This is a genomic window from Ruegeria sp. CH10, assembly GCF_056537125.1.
The window spans coordinates 234,414-257,185 of record NZ_JBQFQY010000002.1 but is presented as its reverse complement, the minus strand read 5'-3'; the positions used below and the strand labels follow the sequence as shown (position 1 = coordinate 257,185).

At 59.5% G+C, this 22,772-nt stretch carries 24 protein-coding genes; 9 read left to right on the top strand and 15 right to left on the bottom strand.

Annotation, left to right across the window (positions count from 1 at the left end):
• Window positions 1-3 precede the first annotated feature (3 nt).
• The gene (locus ACRZ94_RS07555) at window positions 4-285 is read left to right on the top strand and encodes a DUF7742 family protein (protein WP_480797029.1); all 282 of its coding nucleotides are present in this window, start codon (window positions 4-6) and stop codon (window positions 283-285) included.
• Here the strand turns inward: ACRZ94_RS07555 and ACRZ94_RS07550 are convergent.
• Window positions 266-604: a TraR/DksA family transcriptional regulator gene (locus ACRZ94_RS07550; RefSeq protein WP_480797028.1), complete on the bottom strand. Its 339-nt coding sequence runs from the start codon at window positions 602-604 to the stop codon at window positions 266-268. The genes ACRZ94_RS07555 and ACRZ94_RS07550 overlap by 20 nt on opposite strands.
• Window positions 605-688: 84 nt before the next feature.
• Between ACRZ94_RS07550 and cysE the strand changes: the two genes are divergently transcribed.
• The gene (gene cysE, locus ACRZ94_RS07545; RefSeq protein WP_480651909.1) at window positions 689-1,498 is read left to right on the top strand and encodes a serine O-acetyltransferase; all 810 of its coding nucleotides are present in this window, start codon (window positions 689-691) and stop codon (window positions 1,496-1,498) included.
• 5 nt (window positions 1,499-1,503) lie between these two features.
• Here the strand turns inward: cysE and ACRZ94_RS07540 are convergent, their stop codons facing one another.
• The 7 genes from ACRZ94_RS07540 to ACRZ94_RS07510 form a co-directional block, all read right to left on the bottom strand.
• Window positions 1,504-1,740 carry a hypothetical protein gene (locus ACRZ94_RS07540; protein WP_480651907.1) on the bottom strand — a complete coding sequence of 79 codons (237 nt, stop codon included), beginning with the start codon at window positions 1,738-1,740 and terminating at the stop codon, window positions 1,504-1,506.
• A gap of 165 nt (window positions 1,741-1,905) precedes the next feature.
• Window positions 1,906-3,207, bottom strand: a complete 1,302-nt coding sequence (locus tag ACRZ94_RS07535) for a pyruvate dehydrogenase complex dihydrolipoamide acetyltransferase (protein ID WP_480651905.1) — start codon at window positions 3,205-3,207, stop codon at window positions 1,906-1,908.
• Window position 3,208: 1 nt separating this feature from the next.
• Window positions 3,209-3,604, bottom strand: a complete 396-nt coding sequence (locus ACRZ94_RS07530) for a hypothetical protein (protein WP_480651903.1) — start codon at window positions 3,602-3,604, stop codon at window positions 3,209-3,211.
• 5 nt (window positions 3,605-3,609) lie between these two features.
• Complete coding sequence (locus ACRZ94_RS07525) at window positions 3,610-4,980, bottom strand: pyruvate dehydrogenase complex E1 component subunit beta (protein ID WP_480651901.1); 1,371 nt, start codon at window positions 4,978-4,980, stop codon at window positions 3,610-3,612.
• 15 nt (window positions 4,981-4,995) lie between these two features.
• The gene (pdhA, locus tag ACRZ94_RS07520) at window positions 4,996-5,985 is read right to left on the bottom strand and encodes a pyruvate dehydrogenase (acetyl-transferring) E1 component subunit alpha (protein ID WP_480651899.1); all 990 of its coding nucleotides are present in this window, start codon (window positions 5,983-5,985) and stop codon (window positions 4,996-4,998) included.
• Window positions 5,986-6,162: 177 nt separating this feature from the next.
• Window positions 6,163-6,462: an FtsB family cell division protein gene (locus ACRZ94_RS07515; RefSeq protein ID WP_480797027.1), complete on the bottom strand. Its 300-nt coding sequence runs from the start codon at window positions 6,460-6,462 to the stop codon at window positions 6,163-6,165.
• A gap of 122 nt (window positions 6,463-6,584) precedes the next feature.
• A complete protein-coding gene (locus ACRZ94_RS07510) occupies window positions 6,585-7,775 on the bottom strand; it encodes a phosphoglycerate kinase (protein ID WP_480797026.1) in 1,191 nt (396 codons plus the stop codon).
• Between the two features lie 135 nt (window positions 7,776-7,910).
• On the opposite strand from ACRZ94_RS07510, the gene ACRZ94_RS07505 reads away from it, so the two are divergent.
• Both ACRZ94_RS07505 and ACRZ94_RS07500 read left to right on the top strand, forming a co-directional pair.
• Window positions 7,911-8,417, top strand: a complete 507-nt coding sequence (locus ACRZ94_RS07505; protein ID WP_480651895.1) for a peptidylprolyl isomerase — start codon at window positions 7,911-7,913, stop codon at window positions 8,415-8,417.
• Window positions 8,410-8,958, top strand: a complete 549-nt coding sequence (locus ACRZ94_RS07500) for a peptidylprolyl isomerase (RefSeq protein ID WP_480651893.1) — start codon at window positions 8,410-8,412, stop codon at window positions 8,956-8,958. Before ACRZ94_RS07505 ends, ACRZ94_RS07500 begins: the two co-directional genes overlap by 8 nt.
• Before the next feature lie 40 nt (window positions 8,959-8,998).
• Here ACRZ94_RS07500 and aqpZ read toward each other — a convergent pair whose 3' ends face one another.
• The 6 genes from aqpZ to ACRZ94_RS07470 all read right to left on the bottom strand — a co-directional run bounded on the left by aqpZ (window position 8,999) and on the right by ACRZ94_RS07470 (window position 14,036).
• Complete coding sequence (gene aqpZ, locus ACRZ94_RS07495) at window positions 8,999-9,685, bottom strand: aquaporin Z (protein WP_480651891.1); 687 nt, start codon at window positions 9,683-9,685, stop codon at window positions 8,999-9,001.
• An 87-nt stretch (window positions 9,686-9,772) separates the two neighbouring features.
• Window positions 9,773-10,582: a M90 family metallopeptidase gene (locus ACRZ94_RS07490; protein WP_480797025.1), complete on the bottom strand. Its 810-nt coding sequence runs from the start codon at window positions 10,580-10,582 to the stop codon at window positions 9,773-9,775.
• A 98-nt stretch (window positions 10,583-10,680) separates the two neighbouring features.
• Entirely contained in the window at window positions 10,681-11,181 is a 501-nt protein-coding gene (locus tag ACRZ94_RS07485; RefSeq protein WP_480651887.1) for a bactofilin family protein, read from the bottom strand.
• Window positions 11,171-12,496 carry a DUF5930 domain-containing protein gene (locus ACRZ94_RS07480; protein WP_480651885.1) on the bottom strand — a complete coding sequence of 442 codons (1,326 nt, stop codon included), beginning with the start codon at window positions 12,494-12,496 and terminating at the stop codon, window positions 11,171-11,173. Before ACRZ94_RS07480 ends, ACRZ94_RS07485 begins: the two co-directional genes overlap by 11 nt.
• Window positions 12,497-12,675: 179 nt before the next feature.
• Window positions 12,676-13,491 (bottom strand): ferritin-like domain-containing protein, encoded by an 816-nt coding sequence (locus ACRZ94_RS07475; protein ID WP_480652881.1) that lies wholly within the window; start codon window positions 13,489-13,491, stop codon window positions 12,676-12,678.
• A gap of 83 nt (window positions 13,492-13,574) precedes the next feature.
• On the bottom strand, window positions 13,575-14,036 hold the full coding sequence (locus ACRZ94_RS07470; protein WP_480651883.1) for a peroxiredoxin: 462 nt from the start codon (window positions 14,034-14,036) through the stop codon (window positions 13,575-13,577).
• 185 nt (window positions 14,037-14,221) lie between these two features.
• Here ACRZ94_RS07470 and ACRZ94_RS07465 point away from each other — a divergent pair, with 185 nt between their 5' ends.
• From ACRZ94_RS07465 to ACRZ94_RS07450, 4 genes are all read left to right on the top strand, one after another.
• Window positions 14,222-17,491, top strand: a complete 3,270-nt coding sequence (locus ACRZ94_RS07465; RefSeq protein ID WP_480797024.1) for a YhdP family protein — start codon at window positions 14,222-14,224, stop codon at window positions 17,489-17,491.
• A gap of 31 nt (window positions 17,492-17,522) precedes the next feature.
• Window positions 17,523-18,569, top strand: a complete 1,047-nt coding sequence (gene queA / locus ACRZ94_RS07460) for a tRNA preQ1(34) S-adenosylmethionine ribosyltransferase-isomerase QueA (protein ID WP_480797023.1) — start codon at window positions 17,523-17,525, stop codon at window positions 18,567-18,569.
• Between the two features lie 112 nt (window positions 18,570-18,681).
• The gene (locus ACRZ94_RS07455) at window positions 18,682-19,962 is read left to right on the top strand and encodes an MFS transporter (protein WP_480651878.1); all 1,281 of its coding nucleotides are present in this window, start codon (window positions 18,682-18,684) and stop codon (window positions 19,960-19,962) included.
• Window positions 19,963-20,063: 101 nt separating this feature from the next.
• Window positions 20,064-20,642, top strand: a complete 579-nt coding sequence (locus ACRZ94_RS07450) for a DUF924 family protein (RefSeq protein WP_480651876.1) — start codon at window positions 20,064-20,066, stop codon at window positions 20,640-20,642.
• Here ACRZ94_RS07450 and ACRZ94_RS07445 read toward each other — a convergent pair.
• Window positions 20,639-21,265 (bottom strand): hypothetical protein, encoded by a 627-nt coding sequence (locus ACRZ94_RS07445; RefSeq protein ID WP_480797022.1) that lies wholly within the window; start codon window positions 21,263-21,265, stop codon window positions 20,639-20,641. The genes ACRZ94_RS07450 and ACRZ94_RS07445 overlap by 4 nt on opposite strands.
• Before the next feature lie 23 nt (window positions 21,266-21,288).
• Here ACRZ94_RS07445 and lpdA point away from each other — a divergent pair, with 23 nt between their 5' ends.
• Window positions 21,289-22,683 (top strand): dihydrolipoyl dehydrogenase, encoded by a 1,395-nt coding sequence (gene lpdA / locus ACRZ94_RS07440; RefSeq protein WP_480797021.1) that lies wholly within the window; start codon window positions 21,289-21,291, stop codon window positions 22,681-22,683.
• Window positions 22,684-22,772: the final 89 nt, after the last annotated feature.

Here is a 22,772-nt window from a genome sequence, read left to right as displayed (position 1 = left end):
GCGATGCGCCCCGTTCTGCATGGTGACATCAGTGCCGCCGCCCGCGCTTTGCTGGCGGCACCGGCGACCGAACGAGAGCGTCTCTGTTCCCGGATGATTTATGAGGCGGAGATGGCCGACAAATATGTCGGCCACACCGGACGGCTGCACCCGCTATTTGGCAACGGATCATTGATGGCGGCGGCTCGCAACCGGCGCCTGGCAGATGAGCCGGGCTTTGATGATCTGCAATATTGTCAGTGTTTCGAGATGGTTCTGCACCATCTCATCCGGTTGCACAGCTGACACATCTGGTGGCGGCAAGATCAAGCGCCAGGCGACCGTGCGGAATTGTGTCTCCGCAATCTTCGCAATAGCCGTACTCGCCTTCGTCGATACGGATCAGAGCGGCCTGCAAACGCCTGGTTTCGATGTCCCTTTGGGCTTGTTGCGCCTTGGCCATGGCTTGGTTTTGCAACGCATCCATTCGGCTGAGGCGTCCAACGGCCTGCTGATCCAGATCCACAATCGCCTGCGCGTCTTTTCCGGCAGCTGACTGACCTGCTATCTCGGCCAAACGCGCCTGAATTCGGGCCGCAAAATCCTTTGTTTCGGCGTCATTCATTTTTGTTACCCTGTCGATCACGGGTTTGCGTTTGGTGTTTTTACAACTAAATGGCATTCTAGGCGCAGCAAAGGAAGAAAAGCCATGTTGGAAAAGCGCAGTCACGTGACACCGGTTGATCCGGTCTGGACCCGTATCACAACCGAAGCTCAGACCGCCGTTGAAGATGAGCCGCTGATGGGCGGCCTGGTTCACGCCTGTATCCTGCACCATCGCAGCCTTGAGCGGGCCTTGTCGTACCGTGTGGCGGCCAAACTGTGCTCGAATGAAATGTCCATGATGGTCCTGCGTGAAATCGTGGATGAGGCTTATGCCGACGATCCTTCGCTGGTCGAAGCTGCCCGTGCCGACCTGATGGCAGTGTATGAGCGGGACCCGGCCTGCCACCGGTTGTTGCAGCCGATCCTCTATTTCAAAGGGTATCAGGCGATGCAGGCGTATCGCGTGGCCCACTGGCTGTGGAACAAGCGCAGGTATGATCTGGCCTATTTTTTCCAGATGCGCTCGTCCGAGATTTTCGGGATCGACATTCATCCCGCCGCGAAAATCGGCAAAGGGATCATGATCGATCACGCCCATTCCATCGTGATCGGGGAAACTGCCGTGGTCGGTGACAACGTGTCAATGCTGCATTCCGTGACGTTGGGCGGAACCGGCAAGGAAGAAGAACAGCGTCACCCGACGATTGGTGACGGGGTTCTGATCGGGGCCGGGGCAAAGGTTCTCGGCAATATCCAGGTTGGTCATTGCAGCCGTATCGCCGCCGGATCGGTGGTGCTGCAAGAGGTCCCCGCCTGCACGACCGTCGCCGGCATTCCGGCAAAGATCGTGGGGGAGGCGGGGTGCGACCAGCCGTCGATCTCAATGGATCACATGCTGGGTAAAGACCAGTAACGGGGTCAGTTCAGGCGGTTGTCCTTTTTGGTCTGCCGCTTGAGCCGCCGTTCTTCACGGCGTTTCTTTCTCTCTTCTATACGCTTCGCGCGATCTGCCTCCCATTTTGCGACAGCGCTTTTCGAGTTGAATTTCGAGTTTTCACCGGGATAGCTGTTGGGCTTGGAATAGGCATCGGCTGGCGCGATTGCGGCCAGCATCAGGAAAACCACAAACATTCTGGACAGGCGAGTAAGGGTCATTGGGCACCTCTGCATCTGTGATGGGCGTGTACAGAGTGTGGGGGTCCGTCCGGGATTGAACAAGCATTGGGCCGCTCACGCTGGCTCACATCCCGGCAGGTCCAAAAAGAAAACCGCGCCGGAATTCACCCGGCGCGGCAAAACATGGGTTGGTTCGTGGCTGGGTCAGGCCAGCATGACCATCGGGTTTTCCAGATTGTCCACGATGGCTTGCAGCAACTCAGCCCCCAATGCGCCGTCAATCACGCGGTGATCAACAGACATTGTAACGGACATAACGGTGGCGACCGTCAGCTCTCCGTCATCGCCCACGACCGGTTTCTTGACCCCGGTGCCCACGGCCAGAATACCTGCATGGGGCGGGTTCACGATGGCGTCGAAATTGTCGATGCCGAACATGCCGAGGTTCGAGATCGCAAAGGTCCCGCCCTGATATTCATGCGGGGCCAGTTTCCGTTCACGGGCGCGACCGGCCAGGTCCTTCATCTCGGTCGAAAGCGCGGACAGCGATTTGGTGTCGGCATCCTGAAGGACCGGGGTGAACAGGCCGCCTTCGATGGCGACCGCGACGGCCACGTCCGACGGTTTCAGTTGCAGCACCCGATCGCCGGCCCAAACCGCGTTACAGGCCGGAACCTGTTGCAGTGCGTTTGCCACGGCTTTGATGATGAAGTCATTGACGCTGAGCTTGACGCCCCGACCTTCCAGCTGTTTGTTCAACTGGCTGCGGAACTTGAGCAGCGCATCCAACTTGATGTCACGACGCAGGTAGAAATGCGGGATCGTTTGCTTGGCTTCGGTCAGGCGCGCAGCAATGGTCTTGCGCATGCCGTCGAGCTTGATTTCCTCGTAGTCCCGGGTTTCGTACATCTTGGCGACTGCGTCTGCAGATGGGCCAGCCGGTGCTGAAGCTGCCGGGGTGGCGGCTGCAGGTGCGGGTGCTGCCGCCGGGGCAGTTGCTGTTGCGCCTTCCACATCCGCTTTGACAATACGGCCATGCGGGCCAGAGCCGGTGATCTGCGCCAGATCGAGGCCCTTTTGCGCGGCAATCCTGCGGGCCAGCGGAGAGGCAAAGATACGACCGCCATCGGCCTTGACCGGGGCAGCCGGGGCAGGGGCAGGCGCCTCGGACGCCGCTGGCGCGGCGGCCTCGTTGTCTGCGGCGGTTGCGGGTGCAGCCGCGGGGGCTGTGGCAGGCGTTGCGCCAATATCATCCGCGCTTTCGCCATCTTCCAACAGAACCGCGATGGCGGTGTTGACCTTGACCCCTTCGGAGCCTTCGGGGATCAGGATCTTGCCGATGGTGCCTTCGTCAACAGCCTCGAACTCCATCGTGGCCTTGTCGGTTTCAATCTCGGCCAGAAGGTCACCGCTTGATACGGTGTCGCCTTCCTTGACCAGCCATTTGGCAAGCGTACCTTCCTCCATCGTGGGCGACAGGGCGGGCATCAGAATTTCTGTGGGCATTTTAGTTCACTCCCTCGTCCTTGCAGCCATCGGATTTCAACCGAGCGCAATGGGCTTGAATTTCGGAAACGTTTCCGTCCTGCAATCGAATAAATACAGGACCAGCAGCGAAACCTTCGCTGCCTTTTGCAAAGTCAAAAACATCAAGTGACTGGAGCCGATCCTTGGCTTCTTCGGCAGACATTCCCTTCCAATGAGTTTCCGCCATAGCTTTCAGAACGTCACTTTCAGCGCGCAAGTTTTCTTGCTCAGAATAAAGGTGTGTGAGAGTGATGCTATGGTCCAGAGCTTGGTAAGAAGCAGTCATTGAGTTTTTGAGCCAATCCAATGAATCACCGGTGAGGAAGCCCAAGACGAACCCTGCTACTACCAGAAGAGATGTCTTGAGCTTTGTCATGCTCCTTACCGGTAGGTCACTTGTTTGACGGCGGCGATCACCTCATCGGTGGTGATCAGGGCCAGTTTTTCGAGGTTCGCGGCGTAAGGCATCGGAACATCCTTGCCGGTGCAATTGATGACGGGCGCGTCGAGATAATCGAACGCCTCCTGCATCACGACCGAGCTGATGTAGCTGCCGACCGAGCCTTGCGGCCAACCTTCTTCGACGGTCACCAGACGGTTGGTTTTCATCACCGAGTTGATGATCGCGCCGGTGTCCATCGGACGGATGGTGCGCAGGTCGATGACCTCGGCGCTGATGCCGTCTTCGGCCAGCTTGTCGGCGGCTTCCAGCGCGTATTGCATGCCGATGCCAAAGCTGACGATGGTCACGTCCGAGCCTTCACGCCAGATACGCGCCTTGCCCAGAGGGACGGTCAGGTCATCCACTTGCGGTACGTCGAACGTCCGTCCGTAGAGGATTTCGTTTTCTAGGAAGATCACCGGGTTGGGATCGCGGATTGCCGATTTCAGCAGGCCTTTGGCGTCGGCTGCCGAGTAGGGCATGACGACTTTCAGGCCGGGGATTTGCATGTACCACGCCGCATAGTCTTGGGAGTGCTGCGCGGCCACGCGGGCGGCGGCACCGTTGGGGCCACGGAAGACGATGGGGCAGCCCATCTGACCACCGGACATATAGAGCGTCTTGGCGGCGGAGTTGATGATCTGGTCAATCGCCTGCATGGCGAAGTTGAAGGTCATGAATTCGACGATGGGTTTCAAACCCCCAAAGGCCGAACCAACCGCGATACCGGCAAAGCCGTGCTCGGTGATCGGGGTATCGATCACGCGCTTGGCGCCGAACTCGTCCAGCAGGCCCTGACTGATCTTATAAGCCCCCTGGTATTCTGCGACTTCTTCGCCCATCAGGTAGACATCGTCGTCGCCGCGCATTTCCTCAGCCATCGCGTCGCGGAGCGCTTCGCGGACGGTTTCGGATTTCATTTCAGCGTCCGCCGGCCAATCAGGCGACAGGTCGACTACCGGTGCAGCAGGGGCGGCTGCAGGAGCGGGGGCCTCAACCGCCGCAGGGGCGGCCTCGGTCACCGCTGCGGCTGCGGGCGCAGCCGCGGGCAGGGCAGAGGCGTCTTCGCCTTCCTCCACAAGGATCGCGATAGGGGTGTTCACCTTCACCCCCTCGGTCCCTTCTTCGATCAGGATCTTGCCGACGATGCCTTCATCGACAGCTTCGAACTCCATCGTCGCCTTGTCGGTTTCGATCTCGGCCATGATATCGCCCGAGGATACGGTGTCGCCTTCCTTGACCAGCCATTTGGCCAGCGTGCCCTCTTCCATCGTGGGCGAAAGGGCGGGCATGAGAATTTCGGTTGCCATGTCTTATTCGTCCTCTCAGGCGTAAATGTCAGTCCAGAGCTCTTCAACGGAAGGCTCGGGGCTTTCTTTCGAGAATTCGGCGGCTTGATTGACGACCTCTTTGATCTCTTTGTCGATCGCCTTCAGGTCGTCCTCGGTCGCGTGTTTGCCGGTCAGCAGCAGCTCGCGCACATGTTCGATGGGGTCGCTTTGTTCGCGGACCTTCTGAACCTCTTCGCGGGTGCGGTACTTGGCCGGGTCAGACATCGAGTGGCCACGGTAGCGGTAGGTTTTGACCTCAAGGATGTATGGGCCCTTGCCAGCCCGGCAGTGGGCGACGGCTTTTTCGCCGGCGGCTTTGACCGCAAGCACGTCCATGCCGTTGACCATTTCGCCCGGGATGCCGAAGGCTTGACCGCGGTGATAGATATCTGCCGAAGAGGTCGAACGCGCCTGTGCCGTACCCATGGCGTATTGGTTGTTCTCGATCACAAAGACCACGGGCAATTCCCAAAGAGCCGCCATGTTGAACGTCTCATAGACCTGACCCTGGTTGGCCGCACCGTCCCCGAAATAGGTGAAGGTGACGCCACCGTTTTCCTTGTACTTGTCGGCAAAGGCCAGACCTGCCCCCAAAGGCACCTGCGCACCGACGATGCCGTGACCGCCGTAGAAATGCTTCTCTTTCGAGAACATGTGCATGGAGCCGCCCTTGCCTTTAGACAGACCGCCTTCGCGCCCGGTCAGTTCGGCCATCACGCCGCCCGGATCCATGCCGCAGGCCAACATATGGCCGTGATCGCGATATGAGGTGATACGTTTGTCGCCTTCCTGTGCTGCGGCCTCTAGACCCACAACAACGGCTTCCTGTCCGATATAGAGGTGGCAGAACCCCCCGATCAAACCCATACCATAAAGCTGACCGGCCTTTTCCTCGAATCGGCGGATCAACAGCATCTCGCGGTAGTAGGTTTTTAGCTCTTCTGCAGAAACATTTGGTTTCTTTGTGGTTTTTCGCGCAGCCATCGTGGCGATCTCCCCCTTTTGGACAGATAGTTTAGCGTTAAACTATCTCTTAAAGCATTTCCGGCTTTCTGGCGAGTGTTAATGTGACGCAGCGTCCGTTCGTGCGGAAGCTGACCGAAAACGCAACGGTTTCCGTGATGCGCGATAGATTTTTCGTCGAAAAATCTTGGCTCTTGATCAGCGGATGACAATCTCGTCCGAGCGGATCATGCCCAGAACGGAACGCGCCTGCTGATCTAACAGGTCGAGGTCCAGGTAAGTGTCTGAAAGGCGGCGGGTCAGGTTTTCCATCTCGGCGATCTCAGCCTCAAGCTTACCCAGGTCGCGCGACAGGGCGTCCCGTTCCGCTGCAATCTCGACCCGTCTGAACAGGCCATAGTCGCCCTGCACGGCGGCGAAGGTGAAATACACACCCAGCATAAATGCCACCATGAAGAAAACGACTGCGCCCAAACCGGGCCGATGGGAACGGGACACTCTGTTTACCGCCGTATGAAACGCCTCAATAACGGGCCCTTTGCGAGCCTCTGAACACACTATGTCACAGGCGATTCGGGTTGTGAATCCCCTGATTCGAAAAAACCGCGAATGCGGGCGTTTTATTGATCCAGCGCGGCAACGCCCGGCAGGGTTTTGCCTTCCATCCATTCCAGGAACGCGCCGCCAGCCGTCGAGATATACGAGAAATCCGCCGCTGCGCCCGAGGCGTTCAGCGCGGCAACCGTATCACCGCCACCTGCGACCGAAACCAGTTGGCCCGCGCGGGTTAACTCTGCGGCTTTCAGGGCGGCGGCATTGGTGGCCGCATCGAAGGGTGCGATTTCGAACGCGCCCAAGGGACCGTTCCAGATCAGGGTCTGGCTGTTGCCAAAGATCTCGGAAATTGCGGCGACGCTATCCGGGCCAGCGTCCAGGATCATACCGTCCGCGGTGCATTGATCGGCCGGCAAGACCTGATGTGGCGCGCCTGCTTCGAACTTCTCCGCAACCACGATGTCCGAGGGGAGGACAATGGTGCAACCCGCGCTGTCGGCCTTGGCCAGAATTTCGACCGCCGTGTCTTTCATCGCCGTTTCAGCCAGCGATTTACCGACGTTCACGCCTTGGGCAACGAGGAACGTGTTGGCCATGCCACCGCCGATCACCAGGTAGTCCACCTTGTTGATCAGGTTGCCCAGCAATTCCAGCTTGGTCGAAACCTTTGCGCCACCAACCACAGCGGTTACGGGGCGTTTGGGGGCGCTCAGTGCGCCCTCCAGCGCCTCAAGCTCGGCCTGCATCAGACGGCCCGCACAGGCGGGCAACAGACGGGCGATGGCCTCGGTCGAGCTGTGGGCGCGGTGCGCGGCTGAAAAGGCATCATTGCAATAGACATCCCCCAGCTTGGCCATGCCGGCGGCAAGGTCCGCGTCGTTCTTGGTTTCTGCTGCATGGAAACGGGTGTTTTCCATCAGCAGAACCTGACCGGGCTGCAGCGCCTCTGCGGCGGCCTCAGCGTCGGGCCCGACACAATCGGGGGCGAACTGGACAGTGGTGCCAACGGCGGCCTCAAGGGCGGGGACCAGTTGTTGCAGCGACAGGTCCATCTTGCGCTCACCGCCGGGACGGCCGAAATGGGCCAGCAGGATCGGCTTGCCACCCGCGGCCTGGATATCGCGAACGGTCGGCACGATGCGCTGAATGCGGGTGTCGTCGGTGACTGCCCCGTCCGCGACCGGCACGTTGATGTCGACGCGTACCAGTACGCGTTTGCCGTTCAGGTCCATGTCGTCGAGTGTTCTCCAGCCCATCGCGCGATCCCTCAGAAATGTGAAACAGATTTAGGCGGTTCTTTTCCTGCATTTTGCCCTCAGGTCAATGCGTCACTTGGCATTCACGCCCATGCCGCATAGGTATTTGCGCAAGACAAACGACAGGAGGGCCTCATGGCCGAGATCAAGGATCCCGAAAACACCATCATCATCGAGCTGAAAGGCGGCAATGTCGTCATCGAGCTGCTGCCCGACGTGGCCCCTCAGCACTCGGCCCGTATGAAGGAACTGGCCCGTGGCGGCGAATACGATAACGTTGCCTTCCACCGTGTGATCGACGGTTTCATGGCGCAGACCGGCGATGTGCAGCACGGCGACATGGAAGACGGGTTCAACATCCGCATGGCGGGCACAGGTGGTTCTTCGCTGCCGAACGTTCCGGCCGAATTCTCGAAACTGCCGCATGACCGGGGCACGCTGGGCGCGGCCCGTTCGCAAAACCCGGATTCGGCCAACTCGCAGTTCTTCATCAACTTCAAGGACAACCACTTCCTGAACGGTCAGTACACTGTTTATGGCCGTGTCATCGACGGGATGGAGCATGTGGACGCGATTGTTCGTGGTGAGCCGCCTGCGAACCCCGATCGCATGATCAGCGTTAAGGTGGCGGCCGATGTATAAGCTGGCCGCAGCTTTTGCCCTGCTGGCCAGCCCGGCGCTGGCGACCGGGCTGCAGATCGAAATCGAAGGTGAGGGCGCCAATGGCACCGTCACCGTCGACCTGTTCGAAGACCTTGCCCCCAACCATGTCGAGCAAATCAGCGCTCTGGCCGCCGAAGGCAAATACGATGGCGTGGTGTTCCACCGCGTGATCGACGGCTTCATGGCACAGACCGGTGATGTCGAGTTCGGACGCATCGGCAGCGATATGCGCCGCGCGGGTACTGGCGGGTCGGACCGTCCAGACCTGGCGGCTGAGTTCTCGGACTATAACTATGACCGTGGCGTCATTGGTATGGCGCGGGCTCAGGATCCCAATAGTGCCAACTCGCAATTCTTCATCATGTTCGCCCCCGGTCCGTTCCTGAACGGCGAATACACCGTAGTGGGTCAGGTGACCGGCGGTATGGACGTTGTCGATGCCATCAAGCGGGGCGAAGGCCCCAACGGTGCCGTCATCGGCCAGCCGGACGTTATGAAAACGGTGACTGTCACTGACTAAATCAAAAGGCCCCGAGGCACGCCACCTCGGGGCTTTTTCTTCAATCGTCTCCCATCGCCTTCCAGATCAGCGCGCCGATTGCGCCGCCGATCAGCGGGGCGACCCAGAACAGCCACAGCTGCGACATAGCCGGAGCATCGGCAAACAGGGCAACCCCGGTAGAGCGGGCCGGGTTGACCGATGTGTTCGTCACCGGGATTGAGATCAGGTGGATCAGCGTCAGGCACAGGCCAATCGCAATCGGGCCAAACCCCTGTGGTGCAAAATTTGATGTGGCCCCCAGGATAACCACAAGGAAAAAGGCGGTCAGGACGATCTCGATCACAAGGGCCGACATCATCGAATAGCCCTCGGGCGAGGCCGCGCCGTACCCGTTTGAAGCAAAGCTGCCCACGCCTTCGAATTCCGGCGCGCCGCTGACAATCAGGTATAGAACCGCGGCGGCTGCGATGGCACCGACCACCTGAGCGATCCAATAGGGGATCAGGTCTTTGGCGGGAAAGCGCCCTCCGATCATCAATCCCAAACTGACTGCGGGGTTAAAGTGACCGCCGGAGATATGCCCGACCGCATAGGCCATGGTCAGAACCGTTAGGCCAAAGGCAAACGAAACGCCTAGCCAGCCGATGCCCACGTCAGCAACACCCGCTGCCAATACGGCGCTGCCGCAGCCGCCCAGCACCAGCCAGAATGTGCCGAAAAACTCGGCCAATAGTTTTGATGACATGAAAAGCCCTCCTGAAAACAATGAGTTTAGTGTAATTCAAAAATGTAATTTTGTGAAATCATTGGAGAATTGCCAAAGCAACCTGCGTCAGTTCCAACTGGCAGGATCAAGTCGGAACAGCTTGGAGAGCTGCTCATAGACGCTTGGGACCGAGGTTTTCAACTGCTGCGGCTGTTCAAAGAATACCTCGACGGATACGGCAAAAAACTCTTCGTGGCCGGTTGCGCCATAAGGGTCGATGACCGTGTGCTGACCGCGTTCAACCGCTTGGACATGGGCGTCATAGGCGGTCAGGAACACGCGTTCCCATTCCGCGAAACTCTGCCCGTCACTCAGGATCGGAACGCCGTTCGTGCCGCCTGACAGATCATCGACCTGATGCGCGAATTCGTGCAGGACCACGTTCTGACCGTCGTGATCATTCGCGGCACCTTGCTTGCTGTGGGACCAGGACAGGATGACCGGCCCACGATCCCAGCTTTCGCCGGTGCGGATGATTTCCTTTTCGCTGACCACATAGCCGTCTTGCCGGCGCTGACGAGATTTGAAGGCAGTGGGGTAGATCAGAATGGTCGTCAGGTGATCATACCAGAGATCACTGTTGACCAGCAGCAGGCTTGCCTGTGCTGCGATGGCCAGCTCCATCTCTTCGGTGACCTCCAGACCGTCGCAGCCGTGGAACTGAACCTGATCCAGAAACAGGTTCACCTTACCGTCCAGTTTCGCCCGCAGGTCGGGGGGCAGGCGGCGGATCAGCGGAACCTGCTGTTCGATCACGCGGCGCTGATGGTCCGTCAGCGGTGTCGCCAGCAACTGTTGCCGCGCCTGGGATTTGGCCCAGTGGCGGTACAGAAAAAAGCCCGCGACCAACAACAGGATAAGGAAAAGGATCACCATACGGGAAGCTTATCGCCGTCAGGCCAGGCAACAAGGGGAAAAGAAAAACGCCGCAGGCATGGCCCGCGGCGTTTGTTCCTTTCGGTATGAGGTCAGGCTTACTGCTTGACCTCTGCCGCCGGGTTCGCGCCCGACTTGGCGCTGCGGCCGGGATTCAGCGGATCGTCCTGACGCTGGACCGAGCCTTCGAAATGCGCGCCGCTTTCGATGGCGATGGTCTTGTGGATGATGTCGCCTTCGACACGCGCGGTCGAGGTCAGGCGCACCTTCAGGCCACGCACGCGGCCCACGATGCGACCGTTGATCACGACGTCATCGGCGGTCACTTCGCCCTTGATGGTTGCGGTTTCGCCAATGGTCAGCAGATGCGCGCGGATGTCGCCTTCGACCGTGCCCTCAACCTGAATATCGCCCGAGGTTTTCAGGTTCCCCGTGATGTGCAGGTCAGAGGACAGAACCGACGCCGGAGGCTTGGGCTTGGGCGCGGTGCTGGCCTTTTTTTCAGCAGGTGCAGGGGTCGCCGGGCTCGCCGGAGCAGCAGGCTTTGCTGTCTCGGGCGCGTTGGATGCGGGCTCATTGATTTTGCTCTTAGAAAACATTTCTCGCAGCCTTAATATAGTCCATTGGATTTCTGGGTACACCGTCAACGCGCACCTCATAGTGCAGATGCGTCCCGGTAGACCGACCAGTGCTACCCATATCAGCAATATGATCCCCGCGCGAGACCCTTTGACCAACCTTCACCAGGATCTTGGTGTTATGAGCGTAAAGTGTCTCAATTCCGAAGGCATGCTTGATTTTTACCAATCTGCCGAACCCGGACTGCCATCCCGCATGGGTTACAACACCGTCAGCCGTGGCAAAGATGTCTGTTCCATGGGCACCTGCAAAATCGGCGCCGTTATGCATGCGGCGACCGCCGGTTTTGGGATCGCGGCGGGTGCCGAAACCGCTGGTATAACGCACGGCGGCGCGCACCGGGCTGGCAAAGGGGGCCTTTTCGGCTGCGATGCGATACAGGTTCAACTGATCCATCTGCTGCAGCAGGACATTGGCGCGGATTTCGTCCGCGGTAAGATCTTCACCGCGCGTACTGAACGAGATCGGGGTCAGGGGGCCGCCCATACCGCTATAGCCGCGGCGGACCTCTTCAATGATGCGGTCGGTGGGCATGCCCGCCTGACGGAACATCTTGTCCAGCGGCTCGACCGAGATCACCATCGCCTCTTCCAGTTGGCGGAAAATCTCGTCGCTGCGTTCCTGCATCAGGCGGATTTCCAGCTCAAGCTCATCCCGCTGGTCCAATGCGTCCCGCGCATCCGAGGCGATCTGATCGCGTTCCTGCGCCGTGCGGGCGAGGGCGTCGGTCATAAATGTCATCTGTTCGGGGGCGGCCATGGCGGTCAGGTAGACATCGCCTTCACCGGTTTCGGCCTGCATGTTCGCCAGCTCTGTGCGTGCCTCTTCGCGCTGTTTCATAGTGGCGCGCAAGGTGGTCTGGATCACCTCGATCCCGGTCTCAAGCTCGCGCCTGCGATTCTCCGACGCCAGCAGTTCCGATTGCATGGCTGAAATCTGCTCCAGCGCGGCATTGAACCGGTCCTGCGCCATCAGCGCTTCTTCGGCGCGCATGTCGCGCTCGGCTGACAGGATGTTCAGACGTTCCTGATAGGTTGCCTGATCGCGTTTTGCCTGCTCGCGGAAATTGCCTGATCCGATGCTGTCCATCAGCAGGATCGCCGTGGCCACAGCGGTCCAGCCGACGATCACCGCAACGCCCGCAACGGCGACCACCTGAGTTTCCGAGCTGAGTCGGATGAACCGCGTGTCATTATCAGATTTCAGGAAAACCCGGCGCTCCGGGAAATGCCGTTCAAGCAGTGAGTGTAGTTTGATTGCCAGACGAGTTCGCACGCGTCTTCACCTCTCATCCCCAAGATCGGGACCGGTCGTGAGTGATAGCCGTCCCTTGGGCGAAGTGCATAGAGGGCGCGAATGCTTTGGGCAAGTTTGTTAACCAGTTCACACAAGAAACGGGTTTTTTACCGCCCATTCTCGGCGGGAATTTGCCGATAACACCGATTTGAGCATGCTTATTGCGCAGCACCAGGCAGGGGGAGGTCTTCGGTCAGGGGCCAGTAAAAATCGGGTGGCAGCCCCGCCTCGGCGCGTTTTTCTTCGTTGAACGGGGGTTTGAGAACGCCGTGGAAATAGCGGCGCACCAGATTGTGAAACACATCCTTGGGATCGGCATTTTCGCGCCCGCACAAAAAATGGAACCATTTCGACCCGTAGGCGACATGCCCGACTTCTTCGGCATAGATCACCTCAAGCGCGGCGATGGCCTTTTCGTCCTTGGCCTTTCGGAAGATGTCGATCATGCCGGGCGTCACGTCTAGCCCGCGTGCCTCAAGGACCATGGGCACAACGGCCAACCGGCCCATCAGATCCTCGGCCGTGTCCTCGGCCGCGCGCCACATGCCCGCGTGGGCGGGCAGGGCGCCGTAATGGCTGCCCATCGCTTCAAGGCAGTCGCAGACCATCTCGAAATGGCGCGATTCTTCTTCGGCGCATTTGACCCAGTCGTCGTAGAAACCAATGGGCATGGGCACATGTCCGAACCGGGCGATGATGTCCCAATGCAGGTCCACCGCGTTCAGCTCAATATGGGCGACGGCATGCAACAGGGCGATGCGCCCCGCCTCGGTCCCCGGTTTGCGCTTTGGCACTTCGCGGGGGGATAGCAGTTCAGGCCGATCGGGGCGGGCAGGTTGCAGCGGCGGTTCTGCGGTGCCGACCTCAATCGCAGGGGCGTCGCCCTTGCGTGCCGCGAACCACGCAGCGGCATGGCGTTTGGAAAGGGCGGTCTTGGCCCGCCCATCCGCCGTGGTCAGAACTTCGGTCGCCATCTGGGTCAGTGTCAGGGGCACTGTTTCTCTCCGCCTAATCCGTTCTGCGGGTCATAGATCGGATGGCGACCGTGGAAAAGGGGTTACAGGCCGCGCACGGCCTCAAGTACCTCATCCACATGACCGGGCACTTTGACCTTACGCCAGACGCGGGCGATCTTGCCCTCGGCATCGATCAGGAATGTGGACCGCTCAATCCCCATCGATTTGCGCCCGTACATGTTCTTTTCGACCCACACGCCATAGTCCTCGCAGACTGTCGATCCCTCATCCGAGAGCAGCGGTGTGGTCAGGCTGTGCTTGGCGACAAACTTGTCATGCTTGGCCACGCTATCGCGCGAGATGCCGTAAACGTGAGCGCCCGCATCTTCAAAGGCTTGAAGTTGTTCCGAGAAACCGATGGATTCCTTGGTGCAGCCCGGCGTATCATCGCGGGGATAGAAAAACAGAACGACGGCACCGCCGCGCAGGGAAGACAGTGTTACCTCGCCGCCGCCGTCACGGGGCAGGGTAAAATCAGGGGCGATGTCTGAGACGTCGGGCATTGGATACTCCGCTAAAGTTTTTTAAGGGCTGCCCGAGATCATAGGGCGGTGCAAGCGGGTTGGAAGGCGTGGATAAGAAATTGGTGCAGCACGACAAAAAAAGTGCGACCGAATCCAGGAAACCCCGGCGTCGCCGGTCACGTCGTCGTATTGCTGCGCATTTTTCTGTTTGGTCGGTCCTGTCGATGGCCCTGCTGGTGTTTCTGGGCTGGTTCTTTTTGTTCGGGCAAAACCTGCACGCGCCGGAATGGCTGCGCCACAGGGTCGAACAACGGCTGGGGCAGAGCCTGGGGGGCCTGAAATTCAGCTTTGGTGACGCAAGTTTCATCGTCAATGAGGATTGGCGCCCCCGTCTGCGGCTGACGGATGTGACCATCAGCGACGCGGCAGGGCAGCAGATCGCGCGGGTGTCGGATCTGCGCACGCGGTTGTCCATGCGCGGATTGCTGCGGGGGCAAATCCGTCCCCGCCGTATTGCCGTGCGGGGCGCGCAGTTCGACCTGACCCGGGGCAAGGACGGGGCACTGTCCTTGTCTGTCGGCACTGGCAGCGCCCCGGTGCAAGAGGCCCCGGACCTGGCGCAACTGATCGAGGAATCGGATGATGTGTTCCTGTCGCCTCTTTTGTCCGGGCTACGTTCGATCGAACTGCAATCCCTGACGCTGGACTATCAGGATTTGCGCTTGGGCCGCGCCTGGGTGTTTGATGGCGGCCATATCACGATCACCCGCGACGGTGACGAGATGCGACTGGCCACGGGGTTCTCGGTTCTGACCGGACGCGATTACGCCAGTTCCATCGAAGCGAATTACACCAGCGTTCTGGGAACGCCCGAGGCCAGCTTTGGCGTCGCCATTACCGACCTGCCTGCCGAAGACATTGCCGGGCAGACGGTGGCCCTCTCGTGGCTGCAAGTGCTCAGGGCTCCGATCTCGGGCGCTTTGCGCGGCAGCGTGGACGGCAATGCCGCACTGGGTCCGGTCTTTGCGACACTGAACCTTGGGACCGGCGCATTGCAGCCCACTCAGGAAACCCGCCCGATCCCCTTTGAATCCGCCAGAACCTATTTCACTTATACTCCCAACCGTCAGGAGCTGGACTTTAACGAAGTGTCGGTGGTCTCGGCCTGGGGCGCGTTTCAGGGCGAAGGCAAGGCGTATCTGAACGGGATTGAAAACGGCACGTTGGACAGCCTGACCTCGCAGCTGAGTTTCAGCAGCATCAATGTCAATCCGGCCAATCTGTTCCCCGAGTCGCTGAAACTGGAACGGGCCGAACTGGACATGCAGATGAAGCTTGCCCCGTTTGACCTGCGTTTGGGCCAGATCATGATACAGGATGCCAATTACCGGCTGCTAGGGACGGGGAGACTGAAGGGAGAGGCCGATGGCTGGGCGGCGCAGGTAGACGCGCATCTGGACAGTATGGGCGCGGATCAGCTGTTGAACTACTGGCCTGACCTTCTGGCCCCCAAGCCGCGCCTGTGGGTGGAACAGAACCTTAAGGCGGGTCATTTCTCGGATGTCGATTTTGCGCTGCGGCTGCGTCCCGACACCAAACCAGACATCTATCTGGACTTTGGGTTCGATAGCGCCACGATCCGGTTTGCCAAGACATTGCCGCCATTGGTGAATGCGCAAGGCCAGGCCAGCCTGATCAACCGTCGCTTTACCGCCACGGCCGAGGCCGGTGTCGTTGTCGCCGATCAGGGCGGTGAAATCGACGCAACGGGGACGTCTTTTATCATTCCGGACACAAGTATCAAAAAGGAATCGCCCTCAATCACGCGGATCATAGCCAAGGGCAGCGCCACCGCCGCCTTGTCACTACTGGACCGGCCGCCGTTGCAGTTGCTGACCAAGGCAAACCTGCCTGTCGATTTGGCCGAGGGTGAGGTCAGCCTGACCGGCACGCTGTCTTTGCCCATGAAGAAGGGCCTGAAATTCCAAGAGGCCGAGTTCCACTTTCTGGGCGATATCGACAACGTCCAAAGCGACAAGCTGGTGCCCGGATTCGAGGTCAGCGCGCCGCGTCTGAAACTGGATGGCGATCAGACACAGGTTTCGGTGTCCGGGGATGGGCTGTTCGGCGATGTTCCGTTGCAGGCCACATGGCGTCAGCCCATCGGTGGAACCGAGCCGCAGCGCAGTGAGTTGACGGGGCAGATCGAACTTTCGCCGCGCCTGATGACCGAGCTGAAGGCCGGGCTGCCGCAAGGTATGCTGACCGGTCAGGGCATCGCCGATATTGCGCTGGGCATCGGGGCGGGCGAGCCGCTGAAACTGACGGCAAATTCGGACTTGTCGGGCGTGGTATTGTCAGTGCCTGAACTGGGCTGGCGCAAAGGGGCGGGCACGACCGGGTCATTGACCGTGGATGCCACACTCGGCGAAAACCTGCGCGTGGACGAGCTACAGCTGGACGCTGCAGGGCTGCGCACCACCGCGTCGATTTCATTCAACAACGGAGAGTTTGAGCGCGTCTCGTTCAGCTCATTCGATCTGGGAAATTGGTTGGCGGTACCAGCGGAACTGGTCAATACAGGCGGGGCGGTGCCGGATATCCGGGTGCTGGGCGGGGTCATGAATCTGGGCCGTGCAACCTTTGGCAGCAGCGGAGGCGGCGGAGGTGGTGCGTCCGGTGCCAGCCCCCGGCTGGACGTGTCGCTGGATCGTCTGCAGGTGACTGAAAGCATCGCTTTGACCGGGTTTACAGGCGCGTTCCAGACCGCCGGAGGCGTGAACGGTGCCTTTACCGCCAGCGTGAACGGCGGCGCCCCGGTGCGGGGACAGGTCTCGCCCCGTGCGGGTCGCAGTGCGGTGACCCTGCTGTCGGACGATGCGGGGCAGGTATTGCGGTCGGCAAACATGATTACTCAGGCGCGGGGCGGGTCGATGAACCTGCAGCTGGAACCGGTCGCGGGCCCCGGCAATTACGATGTGGACCTGAAAATCTCGAATACACGTATCCAGGACGCCCCGGCCATGGCCGCGCTGCTGAACGCCATCAGCCTTGTTGGCCTGCTGGATGAGATGGCAGGGCAGGGCATCTTTTTTGCCACAATCGAAAGCCGGATGCGTATCACACCAACCGAGGTCAAGGTTCTCAGCGGCAGCGCGGTCGGGCCGTCCATGGGCCTGTCCTTTGATGGTACGGTTGATATCGTGTCCGGTATGCTGAACCTGCGCGGGGCGATTTCCCCGATCTACCTGCTGAACGCAATCGGCAGCGTCTTTACCAAAAAGGGCGAGGGCGTGATCGGCTTTAACTATACCCTGACCGGCCCGTTGCGAGAGCCGAAAGTGTCGGTCAATCCGCTGTCTGGGCTGGCCCCGCTGTTTCTGCGCAACCTACTGCGGGCCCCGGCACCCACGGTGACGGATGGGCCCAACGCGACGCCACCCCGTCCGGACGCTGCGCAACGAACCTCGGGGTCGCGGGCAGAGGAGCGTTGAACTGGCGCGACGAGCGCGTTATGGCGCGGCCATGAAACTCAGCGATTTTGATTTCCACCTGCCTGAAGACCTGATTGCCACGCGGCCCGCCAGCCCGCGATCCTCGGCACGATTGCTGGTGGCCAAGGGCGACATTGTGTCGGATGCGCATGTGTTCGATCTGCCCGACTGGTTGCAGCCCGGGGATCGGCTGGTGCTGAACGACACCCGTGTCATCCCAGCCCGCCTGAACGGCCGCCGCCACCGCGACAGCGCCCAGGGCCCGGTGTCAGCCGCGATCGAGGCGACGCTGCTGGACCCGCAAGCCGATGGCACATGGGCGGCCCTGATCAAACCGCTGAAAAAGGTAAAGCCGGGCGAAGAGATACGGTTCTCTGACGCCCTAAGCGCCACGCTTGAACGGGTCGAGGACGGGCAGGCGCACCTGCGGTTCAACCTGACGGGCGAAGATTTCGACGCCGCGCTGGAACAGGCCGGTGCGATGCCTTTGCCACCCTATATCGCCGCGAAACGCGCAGCGGATGAGCAGGACAAAACCGACTATCAAACGATCTGGGCGCGCAATTCGGGGGCGGTCGCCGCGCCCACGGCCTCCCTTCATTTCGACGAGGCGCTGATGCAGGCGCTTGCCGCGCGCGGTGTCACGCTCAGCTATGTGACCCTGCATGTGGGCGCGGGCACCTTCCTGCCGGTCAAGGTCGAGGACGTCACCACCCATAAGATGCACGCCGAATGGGGCCAGGTCAGCGCGACGGTCGCCGCCGAGATCCGCGCCACCAAGGCCGCAGGCGGGCGCGTGATCCCGGTGGGGACCACAGCGCTGCGCCTGATCGAAAGCGCCGCGCGGTCAGGTCAGATCGAACCGTGGGAAGGCGAGACGGACATCTTCATCTATCCCGGTTTTCAGTTCCACGTGACCGATGCGCTGATGACCAATTTCCATCTGCCCAAGTCCACGCTTTTGATGCTGGTCTCGGCCCTGATGGGTCAGGATCGCATGCGCGACGTCTATACGCATGCGATTGCACAAAACTATCGTTTCTTTTCTTACGGCGATGCGTCGCTTTTGATCCCATAAGGGGCGCGATGTCGGGATCATTCCTTGGCGATGTCGTAGACAAGCGCGAACAAAAGCGGTTTCCATACCAAAACGAATCCAACTACCAAGTCGGCATCTAACGGAGTCCCCAATGATCCAGGTCCTGTCCAGCGCATGGGCGCTTTTGCTCGGTATGGGCCTGTTGATGGTCGGCAACGGCCTGCAGGGCACGATGCTGGGTGTTCGAGGTGAGATCGAGGGCTTCTCGACCCTTGAGATGTCGGTTGTCATGTCCGCCTATTTCATGGGCTTTCTGGGCGGATCGCGGCTTGCCCCTGAAATGATCCGCAGGGTCGGGCATGTGCGGGTCTTTGCGGCGCTTGCCTCGTTCATTTCGGCGGTCATGATCCTGTATCCGCTGATGACCAACCCGGTCATCTGGATTCTGGGCCGCTTTGTCATCGGCTTTTGTTTTTCCGGCGTGTATGTGACCGCTGAAAGCTGGCTGAATAATGCGGCCAGCAACGAAAATCGCGGCCAGGCGCTGTCGCTTTACATGATTTTTCAGATGATCGGCATCATCAGCGCGCAAGGGCTGGTCCTAGTGGGCGACCCGGCCGGGTTTGACACCTTTGTTGTCGCCTCGATCCTTGTTTCGATTTCCTTCGCGCCCATTTTGTTGTCGATCTCTCCCACGCCGGCCTTTGACACGACCAAACCCATGACGCTGCGCGAGCTTTTCGGGTATTCCCCGTTGGGCTGTGTCGGGATGTTTCTGCTGGGCGGAGTCTTTTCGGCCCAGTTCGGCATGGCGTCGGTTTACGGCGCGCGTGCGAACCTTTCGCTGGCCGAGATTTCGACCTTTGTGGCGGCGTTCTACGTCGGAGCGCTGGTTCTGCAATACCCGCTGGGATGGATGTCCGACCGCATGGATCGCCGCTTTCTGATCATGCTGGTGGCGGGCGTCGGGGCCTGTTCGGCCACAGTGGGTATGTTGTTCGGTGCGGCCTTTCCTGTTCTGCTGGGGGCGGCCTTCGTCATCGGCGGGATGTCGAACCCGCTCTATTCCCTGCTGATCGCCCATGCCAATGACTTTCTCAACCATGAGGACATGGCAGCCGCCTCAGGCGGTCTGCTGTTTATCAACGGTCTTGGGGCGATTGCCGGCCCGCTGATCACCGGTTGGCTGATGGGGGATAAGGTATTTGGCCCTCCGGGCTACTTTCTGTTCATCGCGGCGTTGCTGCTGACAATGGCGGTCTATGCGCTGTATCGCACCACACAGCGTGCGGCAATTCCGGTCGATGAGACAGGCACCATGTCCACGGTTTACCCAACCGCATCGCCGGTTGCCTTTGAGGTTGCTCAGGAAGTGGCGATCGAAGCCGCCGAAGCCGAGCAAGAAGCGCAAGATGTTGCCAAGGACACATGATTATGTCGCAAATGTTGCAAATCTTTACTGTCACAAATCTGTAAAACACCCTTAAATGACGTTACGTCCCTGGGGAGGGCAACACGACGGAGTTTAGGGCAATGGCAGGGCCTGAAGACGTATTGAGTTTTTGGTTGGATGAAGTTGGTCCCAAGGGGTGGTATCTACAGGATGACACTCTGGACACAGACATTCGCAACCGTTTCTTGACCACCTGGGAAGCCGCGAATGAGGGTAAATTCTCACTTTGGCTAACCTATCCAAGCGGGGCTTTGGCCTACATTGTTCTGATGGATCAGTTCCCAAGGAACATGTTCCGCGGCAGCGCGAAAGCATTCGCCTCAGACCGCGCCGCTCTTACAGCCGCAAAATGCGCGGTGGACAAGGGATGGGACCTCAAGATCGATGAACCCGCGCGGCAGTTCTTTTACCTTCCGATGATGCATTCGGAAAACCTGTGCGATCAGGAACGCTGCGTGCGTCTGATGTGCCAGAACATGACTCAGGACAGCGAAAGCAACCTGTTGCATGCCCGCGCCCATCGCGAGGTGATCCGCAAATTCGGACGGTTCCCCTATCGCAACGAAGCGCTTGAGCGTCCGATGACAGCCCCCGAAGCCGCTTATGTCGACATGGGCGGATATGGCTCGACAGTGCGTGAGCTACAGGCGGCGCGTTAAGACGCGGGAACGCATCCACGAATTGCGACAATGTGGTCGGCGGCTTCGCCGGCCGCTTTTTCTATGGCCGCGTCAAGCAGCAGTTCAGGGGCCTCGGTCAGCTCAGCGATGCGCGATTGCGCAGCTTGTAATTGCGCTTCAAGATTGTCCAGTTTCACAAGGGCGGTGGACATTTGCAGCTTCTCTGAAATGTTCGCGCCTGTATTCTCTTGTTGAATTGCAGCAAGGTCGGTGCGTAGTGCGACAAGCTCACCCCGAATGCCGCGTATTTCGTCCTTCAAAGGCGCGACAATCTGCACTTTTTCTGCAAACCCGGTGGTGATGTCATCCACAGTTGAAGCCAGTTTCCACCCCAGAAACAGGCACAGGGCGACAAGGATCAGCGTGGCATTGAGCAACGCAAGCAACAGGTCTTTGAGCGTTTTGGCCATGGTAAGCCTTTCGAATAACTTGTGTTTAAGAAAGATCACGTCTGCAGGATAGCAATATCCTAGCCTTTGTGAAATCTCGGGTATAGGCTGAAAACCGCGAAAACAGAGGCCATTGACCCTGCGTCGCATTTGTCGCGGGTCCGGTCTGTTGATGCGTTGAGAAAAGTAGTTTAATGGTAAACTAATTTTCATTCGACCTGTGCCGAGAGGAAAACATGGCTGCACAATCTTTTGATCTGATCGTAATCGGCGCTGGTCCTGGCGGCTATGTGGCGGCAATCCGCGCGGCTCAGCTGGGTCTGAAAACCGCCGTTGTCGAACGCGAACACCTGGGCGGCATCTGCCTGAACTGGGGCTGTATCCCGACCAAGGCGATGCTGCGGTCGTCGGAAGTGTTCCACCTTATGGAACGCGCCAAGGACTTTGGGCTCAAGGCCGAAAAGGTCGACTACGATTTGGATGCAGTGGTCAAACGTTCACGTGGGGTCGCGGCGCAGCTTTCGGGCGGAATCGGCCATCTGCTGAAAAAGAACAAAGTCACCGTGGTGATGGGGGAGGCAACGATCCCGGCCAAGGGGAAGGTCTCGGTCAAAGCCGACAAGGGGACTGAGGAACTTACTGCCAAGAACATCGTGCTGGCCACCGGGGCCCGGGCCCGTGAATTGCCGGGGCTTGAGGCCGATGGCGATCTGGTCTGGACCTATAAACACGCTCTGCAGCCGCCGCGGATGCCCAAGAAATTGCTGGTCATCGGTTCGGGCGCGATCGGGATCGAGTTTGCCAGCTTTTACAACACGCTGGGCGCGGATACGACCGTGGTCGAGGTCATGGATCGCGTGCTGCCAGTCGAAGACGCCGAAATCAGCGCCTTTGCCAAGAAAGCCTTTACCAAACAGGGCATGACCATCATGGAAAAGGCGATGGTAAAACAGCTGGACCGCGCCAAAGGCAAAGTCACCGCGCATATTGAGGTGAAGGGCAAGGTCGAAAAGCATGATTTCGACACTGTCATTTCGGCTGTCGGCATCGTGGGCAATGTCGAAAACCTGGGGCTGGAAGCTCTGGGTGTCAAAATCGACCGCACCCATGTGGTCACAGATGAGTTCTGCCGCACGGGTGTCGAGGGGCTCTATGCTATCGGCGACATCGCCGGTGCGCCGTGGCTGGCGCACAAGGCAAGCCACGAAGGTGTCATGGTGGCCGAACTGATCGCGGGTAAACACGCCCATCCGGTGAAACCCGAAAGCATTGCAGGCTGCACTTACTGTCAGCCGCAGGTGGCCTCGGTCGGGTATACTGAGGCAAAGGCCAAAGAACTGGGCTATGACATCAAAGTCGGTCGCTTCCCCTTTATTGGCAATGGCAAGGCCATCGCTTTGGGTGAGCCTGAGGGCATGATCAAAACCATCTTTGACGCCAAAACCGGCGAACTGCTGGGCGCACACATGATCGGTGCTGAAGTGACCGAGATGATTCAGGGCTATGTGGTGGGTCGTCAGTTGGAGACCACGGAAGAGGACCTGATGAACACCGTCTTCCCGCATCCGACGCTGTCGGAAATGATGCATGAAAGCGTTCTGGACGCTTACGGCCGCGTCATTCACATGTGATCTGCGTGGGGTGGGGGCTCTGCCCCCGCCGCCCTGCGGGCGACTCCCCCGGGATATTTATAGACAGATGAAGCAGGGGATCCTCACTT

Excerpts from the sequence above, each read along its gene's own strand:
- ACRZ94_RS07485 (WP_480651887.1), bottom strand. The coding sequence starts at position 11,181 with ATGTTTTCTAAGAGCAAAATCAATGAGCCCGCATCCAACGCGCCCGAG.
- ACRZ94_RS07490 (WP_480797025.1), bottom strand. The coding sequence starts at position 10,582 with ATGGTGATCCTTTTCCTTATCCTGTTGTTGGTCGCGGGCTTTTTTCTG.
- pdhA (WP_480651899.1), bottom strand. The coding sequence starts at position 5,985 with ATGGCTGCGCGAAAAACCACAAAGAAACCAAATGTTTCTGCAGAAGAG.
- ACRZ94_RS07550 (WP_480797028.1), bottom strand. The coding sequence starts at position 604 with ATGAATGACGCCGAAACAAAGGATTTTGCGGCCCGAATTCAGGCGCGT.
- ACRZ94_RS07450 (WP_480651876.1), top strand. The coding sequence starts at position 20,064 with ATGGCAGGGCCTGAAGACGTATTGAGTTTTTGGTTGGATGAAGTTGGT.
- ACRZ94_RS07530 (WP_480651903.1), bottom strand. The coding sequence starts at position 3,604 with ATGACAAAGCTCAAGACATCTCTTCTGGTAGTAGCAGGGTTCGTCTTG.
- ACRZ94_RS07465 (WP_480797024.1), top strand. The coding sequence starts at position 14,222 with ATGGCCCTGCTGGTGTTTCTGGGCTGGTTCTTTTTGTTCGGGCAAAAC.
- ACRZ94_RS07535 (WP_480651905.1), bottom strand. The coding sequence starts at position 3,207 with ATGCCCACAGAAATTCTGATGCCCGCCCTGTCGCCCACGATGGAGGAA.
- lpdA (WP_480797021.1), top strand. The coding sequence starts at position 21,289 with ATGGCTGCACAATCTTTTGATCTGATCGTAATCGGCGCTGGTCCTGGC.
- cysE (WP_480651909.1), top strand. The coding sequence starts at position 689 with ATGTTGGAAAAGCGCAGTCACGTGACACCGGTTGATCCGGTCTGGACC.
- ACRZ94_RS07510 (WP_480797026.1), bottom strand. The coding sequence starts at position 7,775 with ATGGGCTGGAGAACACTCGACGACATGGACCTGAACGGCAAACGCGTA.
- ACRZ94_RS07445 (WP_480797022.1), bottom strand. The coding sequence starts at position 21,265 with ATGAAAATTAGTTTACCATTAAACTACTTTTCTCAACGCATCAACAGA.
- queA (WP_480797023.1), top strand. The coding sequence starts at position 17,523 with ATGAAACTCAGCGATTTTGATTTCCACCTGCCTGAAGACCTGATTGCC.
- ACRZ94_RS07455 (WP_480651878.1), top strand. The coding sequence starts at position 18,682 with ATGATCCAGGTCCTGTCCAGCGCATGGGCGCTTTTGCTCGGTATGGGC.
- ACRZ94_RS07470 (WP_480651883.1), bottom strand. The coding sequence starts at position 14,036 with ATGCCCGACGTCTCAGACATCGCCCCTGATTTTACCCTGCCCCGTGAC.
- ACRZ94_RS07540 (WP_480651907.1), bottom strand. The coding sequence starts at position 1,740 with ATGACCCTTACTCGCCTGTCCAGAATGTTTGTGGTTTTCCTGATGCTG.
- ACRZ94_RS07555 (WP_480797029.1), top strand. The coding sequence starts at position 4 with ATGCGCCCCGTTCTGCATGGTGACATCAGTGCCGCCGCCCGCGCTTTG.
- ACRZ94_RS07500 (WP_480651893.1), top strand. The coding sequence starts at position 8,410 with ATGTATAAGCTGGCCGCAGCTTTTGCCCTGCTGGCCAGCCCGGCGCTG.
- ACRZ94_RS07475 (WP_480652881.1), bottom strand. The coding sequence starts at position 13,491 with ATGGCGACCGAAGTTCTGACCACGGCGGATGGGCGGGCCAAGACCGCC.
- ACRZ94_RS07525 (WP_480651901.1), bottom strand. The coding sequence starts at position 4,980 with ATGGCAACCGAAATTCTCATGCCCGCCCTTTCGCCCACGATGGAAGAG.
- aqpZ (WP_480651891.1), bottom strand. The coding sequence starts at position 9,685 with ATGTCATCAAAACTATTGGCCGAGTTTTTCGGCACATTCTGGCTGGTG.
- ACRZ94_RS07505 (WP_480651895.1), top strand. The coding sequence starts at position 7,911 with ATGGCCGAGATCAAGGATCCCGAAAACACCATCATCATCGAGCTGAAA.